We start from the raw sequence: 14357 nt of genomic DNA, 5'->3' as shown, positions 1-14357 counted from the left end.
ATTCACACACAATTAAATACCGGAGTATCCCCGAAATCACTTTTCCGTTCATAAGACAGCGCTTCAGGTGTCTCTTGTTTATCAGACCCCTGTCAAGCTCGCTCACAATACCTTATGTACGGCGGCGGCTCTGCTCTTGGAGTCATGCTGCCGTATGAAGATATAAGACATACCGCCTGCGTGCGGTGTGTCTTTTTTTGTGGGCTTTTATTGGATTGAACTGCGCTTGAATGAGCCTTACCAAGCTTTAGCTGTCATTTTGAACGAAACTTTGCACTTCTTGCACATCGAAAGGAAGGGATAACACTTGTTCTCTGTACTTAAAAACCTGGCCTGGTTCTTCAGGCTAGAACGCAAAAGATACCTGGTTGGTGTCATTTTGCTCATTCTTGTGGGGATTGCTGAATTGCTGCCTCCGCGCCTTCTGGGGAACGCCATCGACGAGATCGTACGCGGCTCTATCACAAGCACCTCATTAACGTTTTACATCGCACTTATTCTTGGGACGGTCATTATTATCTATCTGATTACGTACATATGGATGCACAAATTATTCGGCGGAGCCAATCTCGTAGAACGGTTGCTACGCTCCCGCTTCATGGATCACTTGCTGCGAATGACACCACCCTTTTTCGAAAAAAACAGAACCGGAGATCTCATGGCTCGCGCCACCAATGACCTTCGTTCTATTGCTACAACCGCAGGTTTCGGTATGCTCACGTTAACAGACTCCACAGCATTTCTCTTAACTGTACTGTTCGCCATGGGGTTCCTCGTCAGCTGGAAGCTGACCTTGGCTGCAATTCTGCCCCTGCCTTTTATCGCCATCGCTATGATGATCTATGGTAAAGCAGTGCATCAACGTTATACGTTGGCACAGGATGCCTTTGGTGATATGAACGATCAGGTGTTAGAGTCCATTGCAGGCATCCGTGTTGTACGCGCGTACGTTCAGGAACGTCTGGACGAGAAACGATTTGCTGATGTCACGGAAGATGTATATCGCAAAAACTTAGCGGTTGCCCGGATGGATGCTTTATTCGAACCAACCATTCGACTATTCGTAGGTCTGAGTTACGTCATTGCATTGGCCTACGGCATTTATCTTGTATTCCACAATGAAATCACCCTGGGAGACCTCGTATCGTTCAACATGTACCTGGGGATGATGATCTGGCCGATGTTTGCCATCGGTGAACTAATTAACCTCATGCAACGGGGCAGTGCTTCTTTGGATCGGGTGAACGAAACGTTATCCGTAGAGCCTGCTGTTCAGGACAAAGAACATCCTGTTCATATTACGCAGCCGGATGAGATCGTCATGAAAGATGTGACATTCCGCTATCCAACCTCTACCGTGGATAACCTCAGTCATATCAATGTTACTATTCAACGCGGACAGACACTTGGCGTGGTAGGACGCACGGGAAGTGGTAAATCCACCCTGCTCAAACAATTGCTGCACGAATACCCTGCTGGATCAGGTACGCTCAGCATTTCAGGACATTCCATCGAGGATATTGCGAAGGATGATCTGCACAGCTGGATCGGATACGTACCACAGGAACAAGTATTGTTCTCCAAATCCGTTCGTCAGAACATTCAATTTGGTAAGCCAAACGCGTCTGATGATGTCATTATGGAAGCGATTCGTACCGCTGCTTTTGACGGCGATCTCGGAACGTTGTCTGACGGTCTCGATACACTTGTAGGTGAAAAAGGTATCGCTTTGTCTGGTGGACAGAAACAACGGGTATCTCTGGCTCGGGCTTTTATCGCTGATCCGGATATCCTTATTCTTGACGATGCCCTGTCTGCTGTTGACGCTCGCACAGAAGCTAAAATCATTGAAAATATTCGCAACAAACGCGCTGGCAAAACAACACTGATCTCGACACATCGCTTGTCAGCTATCGAACACGCAGATCGGATCATCGTGCTGGAGCACGGTAAAATTACGGAAGAAGGCACTCATCAGGAACTACTCGCCAAGAATGGCTGGTACCGTGAACAATATGAACGGCAACAGGTCGAGTCCAATCTGTCCACGTAGGAGGTAACTCATTTGAAGTCCAATACAGGTAAAAGGTTGCTGGATTACGCCTTGAAAGCCAAAGGCACATTCATCGCTGCCTTAATCATGCTGACGATTGGAGTTGCGGCTGAACTCGCCGGACCCTTTATCGCCAAATCCATGATTGATAATCACCTGCTCGCCATTGAGCAGCCATTTTATGAGACGGCAGCTTCGGAAGAAGCCGCCGTTTATCAAGGGAAAAATTATAAACGTGAAGGTTTGTTTGCACCAGACGAAACCAAAGGAACCGAGGTACGCGTACTGCAAGCCGGCAAAAGCTTTTATTTCGTCGGCGAGCCGGTCAATGCTCCTGACGGCGATCGTTCCTATGCCAACGGAACCTTAACCATAACTCGCGCAGGTGAAGTTACTGGGCAATACGCGGCTGTGCCGCTGTCTGCCGGTGAACTATTTGCCTTTTACAAACCCGAGATGCCAAGCATCTATCAATTAATTGTGTATTATCTGATCTTCCTTGTCATTTCGGTTATTATGGAGTTTGGTAAAACCTTCTGGCTGCAATCCTCTGCCAACAAGGTCATTCAACGGCTGCGGAACGATGTGTATGCGCACATTCAGCGGTTGCCCGTGAACTTTTTTGATAACCTGCCCGCAGGTAAGGTCGTTTCCCGGGTCACTAATGATACCGAAGCCGTAAAAGATCTGTTTGTGGCGGTACTGTCCAACTTTTTCTCAGGCATTATTACGATAACAGGAGTTTATATCGCCCTGTTCTTGCTCGATGTACGTCTGGGTCTGATTTCACTATTCGTTGTACCGATGCTCATTGCATGGATTGTGCTCTATCGCAAATTCGCCACCCGATACAATACAATCATTCGCTCGCGACTGAGTGAGATTAATGCAATCATTAACGAGTCCATTCAGGGCATGTCCATCATTCGTGTGTTCCGTCGCCAGAAGCAAACTCGCCAGGAATTCGAAGAACTGAATGAAGACTATATGAAACATCAGAACAAAATGCTCAATCTGAATGCCTTTACCTCTCATAACCTGGTGAATGTGTTGCGGAATATCGCCTTTGCCGTAGTTCTGTGGTACTTTGGAGCAGGTGCGATCACAGGTACAAGTATTATTTCACTGGGTGTACTGTATGCCTTTGTTGATGTTCTCGGGCGGTTGTTCCAGCCGATCATCGGTATGGTGAACCAGCTTGCGAACCTTGACTCCTCTCTTGTCTCTGCCGGCCGCGTATTTGAGCTGATGGATGAAAAAGGAGAACCCGTTACAGACGGCTCGATGCCGAGGTACAAAGGTAATGTCGTCTTTGACGATGTGTCGTTCGCTTATAAAAAAGATTATGTGCTGAACAATATCTCGTTCAAAGCTTCGCAAGGTCAGACCGTGGCACTCGTGGGTCACACCGGTTCCGGTAAAAGTTCGATCATTAACTTGCTGTTCCGGTTCTATGATCCGCAAAAAGGCAAAATCACGATTGACGGACAGAACGTTAAGGAATTGCCGAAGCAGTGGATTCGGGAACATATGGGGATCGTACTGCAAGACCCTTATCTCTTCACAGGCACGATTGCTTCCAATGTCAGTCTGGGTGATGAAAAGATCTCCCGGGCACGCATTGAACAGGCACTGCGTGATGTAGGTGCAGAACGTATTCTGGCGCATCTGCCGCAAGGCTTTGACGAGCCGGTAGTTGAGAAAGGGAGCACACTGTCTGCCGGCCAGCGGCAGTTGATTTCTTTTGCACGCGCACTCGCCTTCGATCCCGCGATCCTGATTCTGGACGAAGCCACCGCCAACATTGATACAGAGACGGAAGCTTTGATCCAGAACGCGCTGGAAGTCCTCAAAAAAGGACGTACTACTTTCATCATCGCCCATCGTCTGTCAACCATTCGCTCTGCAGATCAGATTCTCGTGCTGCATCGCGGAAAAATTGTAGAGCAAGGTGCGCATGATGAGTTGATGGAGCTGAAAGGCCGGTACTATCAGATGTATCAATTGCAACAAGGGGCTCAAGGCGAAGCCATCGCCGATGGCTCGACTCGTTCAGCTGATGCTTTTAGTACATCTTCGCCATCACTCGCCGGAGGAAATGTGTAACTTTCTTCTCTTTCGCTATCATTTAGCAGAACATATTTCGTGAACAAGGACATCCGGCAAGTATTAAACCAACACATAAAACCCGTTCTGTACAGCAACCTTCTGGTTACTGGCAGAACGGGTTTTATTATTCCTCTATGGCAATATCTTCACCTTAGAATATAAGACCGTTTCTTCACTTTTAAGTTCGCCCTCTAAGTCCAGCCTCTAACTGTATATCCCATATACATCATTATTTCCCGGACAAGGAACGGGATTTGCGTACTCCAGCTCTGATCTCATGATTCCTCATCTGGCCCACGTTCCTGAAATCTCGCCGCATGCATTCGTTCCAGAGCAACCCATGCTGCCGCAGACTCATCCTTTAGTCCCAATGCTGCCATCCAGGCACCTATATATTGCTGGAGTACGAGCTCCAGTTCCTGTGCACGTTCTTTAAAATCTTGTAATTCCTTAATCATACGTGTCCGACCTTCCGGACTGAAGGTTTCATGAATGCGCTCTTTGAAATAATGATGCACAATCCGATTTCGTTGCTGCCATAATTCATTCAGACTGCTTATTTCTTCTTCGGAAAACGTAAAATGATGCCGTGCCTCATGAATAAGTTGCCCCAGTGAACTACTCATTTTCCGTTCGTAGAGCTCCTCCAGTTCCTCTTCAGTTACTACCTTGCCTTGTGACATTTTAGTTAACAAAATAAGATTAACCAGTTGCTGTTCCAGCGCCTGTCCATAATATACGGCCAAGCCGTAATAGGCAAACAATTCCTTGGAGTGTTCGCTGTCCAGCATGAAATCATTCTGGAAATCCGTGTTATGCATATGCGAGCGCTCCTTTCTATCCGTGCACCTTGGCTGTTTATTATGTCTCTATCGTAACGAAACTGCAAACAACATTCAAGTTGCCGGAAAAGCCAGCGCATAACTTCCGATTCCCTCCTGTTTTCGTAATCTCAACTTAGATCACATCTGCTCGGGAGCGCCTACGCCCAATAAAGACAAGTTGTACGCCAGACGTTTCGCGGTGTGCTCGGCCAGTTTCACCCGAAAAGCCTTGACACCTGACGGTGCATCCGCAATTCGTTCAGCATGATAAAACCGATTAAAGGCTTGAGCAACGTCTATCGTGTATTTAGCAATCACGGATGGTTCGTTGCGAAGCACAGCTTTTTCCAGATAAGACGGATAGTCACTCAGCAATTTCAGCAACGCCCAAGAGGTATCGCCGACAATTGCTACAGGAGGGTTATTCATCTGATCCGTGTCCGAATCCATTTCCTGTTCATCACGTGACACATTAGCGGCTTTGGCAAGCACACTTTGAATTCGGGCATGAGTATATTGCACATAAGGGCCAGTCTCTCCTTCAAAACTTACCGCATCCTCCAGCGAAAAATCAATGTTATTCATGCGATTGTTGCGCAGATCACCAAAGATAATCGCCCCTACACCAACGGCTTCGGCTACCTGTTCAGCCTGCTCCAGATTCGGATTTTTTTCCTGAATAATTTGCAAGGCACGAGCGACAGCTTCATCCAGTACTTCCTGTAAAAAAACAACCTTCCCCCGGCGTGTGGACATCTTCCGTCCCTCGAAACGCATCAGACCAAACGGAATATGCTCACAATGATCTGCCCAGTCATACTCCATCTTGGACAATACCGTAAATACTTGACGGAAGTGAAGGCTCTGCTCTCCACCAACGACGTACAACAACTTATCTGCCTGCATCACATCATGACGATAGATTGCTGTTGCTAAATCCCGGGTTGGGTAGATCGTCGTTCCATCTTTTTTAATGATCAGACATGGTGGCATATTCTCTTCATCCAGCCGAACAACGAGCGCACCGTCACTTTCCTCCAGCAGTCCTTTGCCTCGAAGTTCCTCCACAACTGCACCCATCTTGTCATTATAAAAGCTCTCACCGAGCGTACGGTCAAAATCCACATTCAAGCGTTCATACATCCGGTTAAACTCCTGCATACTCACGTTTACGAAGTAAGTCCATAGACGCTTCGCTTCTTCATCCCCCTGCTCCAGCTTACGGAACCATTCCCGTGCTTCGGTCTCCAGAGATGGATCTTTCTCTGCTTCATCATGAAAACGAACATATAGTTCAAGAGAATTACGAATTGGATCTGCTTGTAACATCTCTTCGTTTCCCCACCGCTTATATGCCGTGATTTGCTTACCAAACTGCGTCCCCCAGTCCCCTAGGTGATTCACACTTATCGAGGTATAACCCGCTTCGTTATATAAACGATACAATGCTGCACCAATGACAGTGGAACGCAAATGCCCAATGCCAAAAGGTTTCGCGATGTTAGGTGAGGACATATCAATGACAACACGCGCTCCTTGCCCGAGCTGCAGTTTACCAAATGTCTCGCTACCCACTTCTTCGAGCAATTGGGGCGCCAAGACATTCCGGTCAAAACGAATGTTCACATAAGGACCTGCTGCTGTAGCATCCATACCCTCGGTCTGTAATGCAACGGCAATTTCTCCAGCAATAACGACCGGTGCCTTTCTTAGCGACTTGGCTAACGTAAAACAGGGAAATGCAGCATCCCCCATCTCCTCCTGCGGCGGGACTTCCAATAATCTCAATACTTCTTCTGGTGTGAGCCCGGTTAACGGGGCAATCTGGGTTGCAGCCTGCTTCAATAACACATCTAACACTCCTTCTCTGCATGATATATGCCTTAAAATAAACGCAAAAAAGCTCTCGTCTCTTCAAATAAGAGACGAGAGCTGTGTTAACAGTTCCCGCGGTACCACTCTAAGTGAACGGTAACCTGTATTGCAGCATGCTGCAAGAAGGTGTAACCGATCCGCTCGGTGCAAATAACGGTTGCATGCCGGATTACCCTCAAATCCATATACAACGAACTCCAAATGGAGCCTATACATGGCTTCGGATAACCATCTCACGGGTGCGCTTCACACAGTTCATCACATACCGGCTTACACCTGTCCCGGCTCGCTGTCATGGCCTGAATCTGGGCTACTCTCCCGATCACGGATATTGCTGTTTCGATCATTTCAGATCATTATACATATCCTGGTATGGATTAGCAACCCTGTTATTTTAAAATGATTACATAGATAGTTTAAGCAACCGCAGACATTAAACGGCAAGCTTCAGCACATCTACGGCAAGCTTCAGCGCAGGCCTGACAATGATCATGTGCATGTTTACCACATTCCGCTGCACAGGCTTCACATGCTTTGACACACAATTCACAGATTTCACCGATGAAATCACTTCCACGTGTCATGGCTTGCGCTGCAAATGCACAGATATCAGCACATTCCCGGTTCATACGAATACAGTCACGAAGCATCGCTAAATCATATTCTTTCAGACTCGATATGTAACATACGTTGCAAGCATTCATACACTCCAGGCAAGCATCGATACATTGTTGGTATTGTTGTTGTGTCATTTAAAGTTACCTCCCAGGCAAAGTTTGCTATGCTTCTTAATACCCACCAGGGAGGAACTTTGAACCATTATCCTAGTGTTGTTTTACCGCTTCCAATTCCAGTAATTGTTCACGGATGGCAGTTTGATCAAAATGCTCGCCGATAAAGACAGCTACATTCGGCACATCTCCTTGAGGTGTGATCTTCATGTAATCTGATTCACGATAGGCATACTGGAACCAGAAGCGGCTTGCGGTATCGCTAAACGAAAGGATTCCCTTTGCCCGATATACGTCACGCGGCAAGCTAGCCACAAATTGTTCGAATGCTTCGCTATTCACAGGTTGACTGAAATAATGTGTGTATACCATAACATGTTCATGTGATGTATGTGGCTTGACAGAATGCTCGCCATGGTCGCTTGAATGGTTGCTGTCACGTTGATCCGTGTGATCATGTCCATGATTGCATCCATGAGTACGGCAAGCATCTGTATGCACATGAGTCTCTCCTGCATTTTTCGATGCATCGCCTGCTATATTGGATTGATGAATGTGAACGTCGGCACCACTATGAAGCAATTGCTCCATAGACACTTCACATTTGACCGTTGGAATCACGGGGGCAAAGCCATTCCATTTATTCAAAAGCTCTTCCAAGTCCTGCAGTTGCTGTTCTTGAACTCGGTCGGTTTTATTCAAGAGCAACACCGAAGCACAACGAATTTGTTCTTGCATTAATTTAAAGGTTTTTCCTTTTTGCTCCTGATACAGGCCTGACAGATGAGCCGCATCCACTACGGTGATCAAACTTTTCAGCTCCAAACGCATATAAAGAGATGTTTCCGTCACCGCATCCAAAATTTCCATCGGATTCGCTGCGCCCGTTGCCTCAATAACAATAACATCAGGTGACTCTTCTTGAACGAGGTCTGCCAGCTGCAGCCCGAGATCTCCTCGTACAGTACAACAGATGCATCCGCCCAACATTTCTGTCATGGGCACTTCCTCATCTACGATCTGACCATCCAGATTCACTTCACCCAGTTCATTCATCACCACGGCTGGGCGCAGTTGTTGCTGTTTCCAGTGTTCTATGAGCTTTACAAGCAATGTCGTTTTACCGCTGCCCAAAAAACCGGACAAAATATATACAGGAATACTTGGTTTTTGTTCATTGATGATACTCATTATTTACACACCTTTCTGCCCATCTCTATCCTTAGTCTGACTCTATTAAGCGAGTGTACACTATCCTTCAATTGTTGTGCAATACGCCTGTTCTGTTGAAGAAAACTTCATTGCCTGATTAACATGAATAGTCTATGCTATGAGGACATGTTTATTTGAGGAGGATTTCAATGACCAATTCAGTTGAACAGCACCGTCAGGAAGCACCACAAACGGTGGCCTGTATGGTTGTTACCGTTTCGGACACACGTACCAAAGAAACCGATACGAGCGGTCAACTTATGCATGAGTTGTTGCACCAAGCTGGCTATCAGGTTGTGGAGTATATCATTACACCTGACGAGACAGAACGGATTCAGACGATTCTGCAAGACGCTGTTGTACGGGATGATATCGAAGCCGTACTGTTAAGCGGAGGTACCGGTATTGCTCCAAGAGATACTACATACGAGGCTGTATCTTCCCTTCTGGACAAAGAACTGCCCGGTTTTGGTGAAATCTTCCGTTACTTAAGTTATACCGAAGATATTGGTTCAGCAGCTATTCTCAGTCGGGCAGTTGCCGGAACTATCGGACGTACAGCTGTATTTTCAATGCCAGGCTCTCGCGGGGCCGTTAAACTTGCCATGGAACGCATTATTTTGCCTGAACTGCGCCATGTCATGCGCGAAATATATAAACCCGTCTGAATCATCAGACGGGTTTGTTTTTCCACTTGGACAGTTTGTAAGTCACTACTCTTTTTTTTGTTGCAGCACATCTTCAAATACTTGCAGGACGTCCTGTGCATACACATCCTTCTCTCCGCCGGAAGCCGTATAAACCAACGATACATGCCCTTTGCTACGAATCGTCGTTCTGCCCATTACATTCTCGAGAACGGCATTTTCTTTAGGTTCCCCATACATTTCTTCCATTCTTGCTGCACGGATTTTCGCATCACGATAAATGTGTACTTTCACGATATGTCTTGCACTACCATTCAATAAATACATATATGACATGCCACCATCAGCATCATCCTCGAACATATTGTTCATCAGCTTAATATGTTTGGCAGCAAAACCGGTTGTCATTTCTCTTGCTAACGTACCGTTTAAGCCGTGACCTTGTTGCTTGGCTCTGAAATTCCCTTCCGTTGTTGCTTCCCTTGTATAGAGCTTACGTTCCTGCTCAATAGATGAAGATGTGCAAGCTGCGAGAGATATTAGACTCAGGATTACCAAGCCACTTAACATCAAAAATCGTTTTACATTCCGCCCCATCAGGTTCGGATTTTTCTCCTTTAACAGCATGTCTATCCTTCCTTTCCATGAGTCACGGTACCTGTGACTCTCTCAGGTAGGATTAGCATGTCTAGGAGATACACATTTTATTCCAAGTTAGCATGATTCAGAGGAGACACGTACAACGGTACGCCCAACTGCACCGCCCTGTAGTATGTTCTCTATTGTATGCGGCAACTGATCTAGCGTAATCTCCTGAACCCCCAGCGCAAGTGCACGATCTGGCTTCCATTCACTGCCCAGCTTGTTCCAGATGCGCTCTCGACGTTCCATGGGACAATACACTGAATCAATACCAATCAACTGGATGCCACGCAAAATAAATGGAAAAACAGTTGATTCAAATCCGTTGCCCCCCGTTAACCCGGATACAGCAACAGCTCCACCATATTGTACCTGTTTCAAGCGCTCCGCCAGTGCTGGCCCCGCAGTTGGATCAACGATGCCCGCCCATTGCTGTTTGCCCATGGCTCCCTTGATTGGGGCATCCGCTTCTTCACGTGAAATGACTTCGGAAGCCCCCAAATTGCGAAGCAGTTCCTCTTCTTGCTGCTTTTTACCTGTGCTTGCCGTCACTTCAAAACCAAGCTTCGCAAGGATAGCTATCGCCATACTGCCAACGCCCCCCGTAGCGCCGGTAACTAGTATTTTTCCCATTTCCGGCGTTACCCCCGCTTGTAACAAGGCGTCTACCGAGAGTCCAGCAGTAAACCCTGCCGTTCCAATAGCCATCGCTTCTTTTTCACTCAGCCCTTGCGGGAGAGGCACTAACCACTCACTACGAAGACAAGCATATTCACTATATCCCCCGTAATGGGAGACCCCGGGTTCAAATCCCGTACTAATGACCCGATCCCCAGGTGCAAAACGTCCACTCACAGATTCATCTACCGTCCCGGCCATATCGATTCCAGGTACCATGGGATAATTCCGTATGACGCCTCCTTTTTCAAGAGATGCTAATCCGTCCTTATAATTCACACTGGAATAGTGTACCTGTACGGTCACATCCCCATTAGGAAGGTCTTCTTTTTTCAACTGCTCAAGTTTGGCTGTAACCCCTTTCTGATCATCCTTACGTATCACATAAGCCTGAAATTGTTCTTTCATCGGTCTCATCTCCTTATTTTCGTTCCAAAAGCAGATATAATAATGGTCCTGCAAGCGGCAGTAATCCTGCCCAGGCCCAGTTTGTTGTTCTTCCGTTCACTCTGGCATCGCGATAGATAGCATACGTAGACAGTAACGTCAGTACTATGAAATCAATCGTCATGATATGTACAAACGAGGATTGATAAAATGCGTCCACGAAGCGTTCGGAATTGCCTTCGATCAACGCATAAAGTGCCGACCCTAGTGTAAGCAACAACAGGATCAGATGGGTCAGCTTATGCGAGGCCACTCGCGAGACACCTCGTTTCGACTGTTTAACAGATGAATCCGGATCATGTACGTCTGTTGGGGATGGTGAAATCAACGCAAAATAGGGCAATAATGCAAATGCTCCAAGCCCAAAAGAAAACAAGACAAACGGCCATGCTGGCATCCGCTGCCTCTTCGATGCTGTCATTGATTTTCGAAGTAGAATACATGCATACACAGCCGGAAAAATGCCCAACCATGAGAACACCGTCAGTAGCCATGGCTCCCTGCTCTGCAATGTGAGTAATTCTTTGAATATTGGATCATTCGCGGGGGAGTTCCCCGGCGCCATAAACAGTGCATAAGCTATAAATGCAACCCATACTAGTCCAAACATATATCTCATCAGCCAGCCCTCCTCTACCTTTCATCCCCTGCTGACATCGGTTTGAAACAGTGTTGGTTTTCAATCCTGTTCAACTGTTCTTCTAAGCCCCCCCCTAATGACGAAGTAACTTTCGAAATGTGGCGGCATTTGGCGTTTCCTGCGCTTTCCCGAGAAATAATGATAGGGTATTACTCGGGACAAACCTTGGAATAGGTGATGCAAATGCATGAGATGGCTATACCAAAGTCGCTTCACAATTATTGCTTATTCAGAGAGTGTATATCTTCCTTCAGCACACTTCTATGAAACTGCACACATGTTAATTAAAAACCATCACCGGTTCATTACATCAAAAAGGCATAAGCCAGTAATACCTACCGGTTATGCCTTCAAGATTCTAACATACAGCTATAAAATATTACTCTTCCGTTGATTTCACATGCTCAGCAATCAACTTTTGCTTCATATTCCATGCGGCCGGGCTGATGTTCACGCGGTAAATCTCCGGGTTCAGCTTCCGTTGGTACTCCGGCCAGAAAAGGTTCAACTGCTCCTTATGATACGTGCGTATTTCATCGAGCGTAGGCAGGTTATACACTTTACGTCCATTCACAAAAATCGGCTCCAGCATGTTAACTGCTTCATAACGGGTCACCGTTTTTTTCAGATAAGGATGTAGCGGGTTGAACAGCTTGAGCGGTCCTCCCTGAAGCGGCTGCTCCTCATCTGGATAGCAGATATAATCCGCGATCGCTTTGCCATGCTTCGGATCAATGATGCGGAAGACTTCTTTTTTACCCGGTGTAGACACCTTCTCGGGATTGGCCGATATTTTAAGCGTTGGCAACATTTCACCGTTAACCTCACGCTCTACCAGCTTGTAGACTCCACCCAAAGAAGGCTGATCTGATGCTGTAATCAACTGTGTACCGACACCCCATGTGTCGATCCGTGCACCTTGAGCTTTCAAGTTAAAGATCGTATTTTCATCGAGATCATTCGAAGCTACGATTTTCACATAGTCCAGTCCGGCTTCATCCAACATCTGACGGGCCTGAATCGAAAGATAGGCAAGGTCGCCGCTATCCAGACGAATAGCATTCATCTTTTTGCCTTGACTCTCCAGCCACTTGGCTGTTTTGATCGCATGAGGCACGCCGCTATTCAGCGTATCAAACGTATCCACGAGAAGCGTCACCTGATCCGGTAGCACTCTTGCATACGCATCAAATGCCTCCTGTTCCGTCATAAAGCTCTGCACCCAGGAATGTGCGTGTGTGCCTGCTGTCGGAATGCCAAACTGTTCACCAGCCAGCATATTGGATGTCGCATGGAAACCGGCTACATATGAAGCACGAGCCCCCCAAATTGCGGCATCTGCTTCTTGTGCACGGCGTGTTCCGAACTCAAGCAATGTATCTTGCTGTGCCACCTGCTTAATACGAGATGCTTTCGTTGCAATCAGTGTCTGATAATTCATGAAGTTAAGTATGGCCGTTTCCACCAACTGCGTTTCCAGAATACAGCCTTCAACCCGAATGAGCGGTTCGTCAGGAAAAACAATTGCACCCTCCTTCATGGAATGAATCGTTCCCTGGAAAGAGAACTGAAGCAATTCCTCCAGAAAGACCGGATCATAATTCTCTGGTTGTTTGGATAAAAACTTGATATCTTCCATGGTGAAACGTAGCTGGCTAATATAATTCACAATGCGCTCCAATCCGGCAAATACGGCATAACCGTTGCCAAAAGGAAGCTTACGGAAGTAGGCTTCAAATACCGCCTTCCGTTTGTGTGTACCATTCACCCAGTGCGCATACATCATGTTGATCTGATATTTATCCGTATGTAAAGCCAGGCTTGTTGTCTGCATTTGTCTCATCCTCTCTGACTTCCGCTCGTTTCTCAGATCATTCCTGAAAATACGAGCTTAAAGCTGATTACACCGCAATGTTCGGTGGCGAATCAGTCCAAAATCGTTTCACTTGCCTTAACCACCTGTGCCCCCATGCTGGAACGAAAGTGCCCAAGTGCCCATTCATGCCCTGCAGGGTTAAAACTGGCTACAGCGTCCTCATAGATCGTAATATGGAATCCTTTGTTATAGGCATCCACAGCGGTATGTAATACACATATATCTGTACATACCCCGATTAACGCAATATCCGTTATGCCTCGTTCGCGCAGCTTCAGTTCCAGGTCTGTTCCGCAGAACGCGCTATATCTCGTTTTATCCATCCACCGAATTTCATTCGCATGCTTCTCCATTACTTCGGCAAGACGACCATATAGCTGTCTTCCCTCAGTATCACGGATGTTATGAGGCGGGAAAAGTACGGTTTCCGGATGATAAGGGTCATTTTTTTCATGTAAATCTACTGCCATAATCACTTCATCTTTATTATCGAGATACGCCTTGGTAATCGCCGCTACCGTTTCCTGAATCTCTACGGCCGGCTGACCCACAGGCAATGCTCCCGTAACAAAATCTTGTGTAAAATCAATAACAATCAATGCTTTCATCGTCCACACTCCCTT

At 46.7% G+C, this 14357-nt stretch carries 12 protein-coding genes; 3 read left to right on the top strand and 9 right to left on the bottom strand.

Translation table 11 applies throughout. The features are described 5' to 3' along the window. The first annotated feature begins 307 nt into the window (after window positions 1-307). Both MKY23_RS11515 and MKY23_RS11510 read left to right on the top strand, forming a co-directional pair. Complete coding sequence (locus MKY23_RS11515; RefSeq protein ID WP_221791106.1) at window positions 308-2053, top strand: ABC transporter transmembrane domain-containing protein; 1746 nt, start codon at window positions 308-310, stop codon at window positions 2051-2053. Between the two features lie 12 nt (window positions 2054-2065). After that, on the top strand, window positions 2066-4159 hold the full coding sequence (locus tag MKY23_RS11510) for an ABC transporter ATP-binding protein (RefSeq protein ID WP_339838080.1): 2094 nt from the start codon (window positions 2066-2068) through the stop codon (window positions 4157-4159). A gap of 278 nt (window positions 4160-4437) precedes the next feature. Here the strand turns inward: MKY23_RS11510 and MKY23_RS11505 are convergent, their stop codons facing one another. From MKY23_RS11505 to MKY23_RS11490, 4 genes are all read right to left on the bottom strand, one after another. Further along, complete coding sequence (locus tag MKY23_RS11505; protein ID WP_154886325.1) at window positions 4438-4983, bottom strand: hypothetical protein; 546 nt, start codon at window positions 4981-4983, stop codon at window positions 4438-4440. Window positions 4984-5124: 141 nt separating this feature from the next. Continuing rightward, entirely contained in the window at window positions 5125-6837 is a 1713-nt protein-coding gene (argS, locus tag MKY23_RS11500) for an arginine--tRNA ligase (RefSeq protein ID WP_339838077.1), read from the bottom strand. 440 nt (window positions 6838-7277) lie between these two features. Beyond that, the gene (locus tag MKY23_RS11495; protein ID WP_253495400.1) at window positions 7278-7613 is read right to left on the bottom strand and encodes a four-helix bundle copper-binding protein; all 336 of its coding nucleotides are present in this window, start codon (window positions 7611-7613) and stop codon (window positions 7278-7280) included. Window positions 7614-7685: 72 nt separating this feature from the next. After that, entirely contained in the window at window positions 7686-8783 is a 1098-nt protein-coding gene (locus tag MKY23_RS11490) for a GTP-binding protein (protein ID WP_339838068.1), read from the bottom strand. Between the two features lie 164 nt (window positions 8784-8947). Here MKY23_RS11490 and MKY23_RS11485 point away from each other — a divergent pair, with 164 nt between their 5' ends. Further along, entirely contained in the window at window positions 8948-9472 is a 525-nt protein-coding gene (locus MKY23_RS11485) for a molybdenum cofactor biosynthesis protein B (RefSeq protein WP_090921135.1), read from the top strand. A gap of 45 nt (window positions 9473-9517) precedes the next feature. Here MKY23_RS11485 and MKY23_RS11480 read toward each other — a convergent pair whose 3' ends face one another. From MKY23_RS11480 to MKY23_RS11460, 5 genes are all read right to left on the bottom strand, one after another. Continuing rightward, entirely contained in the window at window positions 9518-10078 is a 561-nt protein-coding gene (locus MKY23_RS11480) for a hypothetical protein (RefSeq protein ID WP_221791116.1), read from the bottom strand. An 87-nt stretch (window positions 10079-10165) separates the two neighbouring features. Further along, window positions 10166-11179 carry an oxidoreductase gene (locus tag MKY23_RS11475; RefSeq protein ID WP_221791118.1) on the bottom strand — a complete coding sequence of 338 codons (1014 nt, stop codon included), beginning with the start codon at window positions 11177-11179 and terminating at the stop codon, window positions 10166-10168. A 13-nt stretch (window positions 11180-11192) separates the two neighbouring features. Further along, window positions 11193-11837 (bottom strand): hypothetical protein, encoded by a 645-nt coding sequence (locus MKY23_RS11470; protein ID WP_221791120.1) that lies wholly within the window; start codon window positions 11835-11837, stop codon window positions 11193-11195. Between the two features lie 400 nt (window positions 11838-12237). Continuing rightward, complete coding sequence (locus MKY23_RS11465) at window positions 12238-13692, bottom strand: nicotinate phosphoribosyltransferase (RefSeq protein ID WP_221791122.1); 1455 nt, start codon at window positions 13690-13692, stop codon at window positions 12238-12240. 92 nt (window positions 13693-13784) lie between these two features. Then, window positions 13785-14342: an isochorismatase family cysteine hydrolase gene (locus MKY23_RS11460; RefSeq protein ID WP_090921100.1), complete on the bottom strand. Its 558-nt coding sequence runs from the start codon at window positions 14340-14342 to the stop codon at window positions 13785-13787. Window positions 14343-14357: the final 15 nt, after the last annotated feature.

This window comes from Paenibacillus sp. FSL R7-0272, from assembly GCF_037969905.1.
Classification (GTDB): Bacteria; Bacillota; Bacilli; order Paenibacillales; family Paenibacillaceae; genus Paenibacillus; species Paenibacillus polysaccharolyticus.
This window is presented reverse-complemented; position numbering and strand designations above follow the sequence as displayed.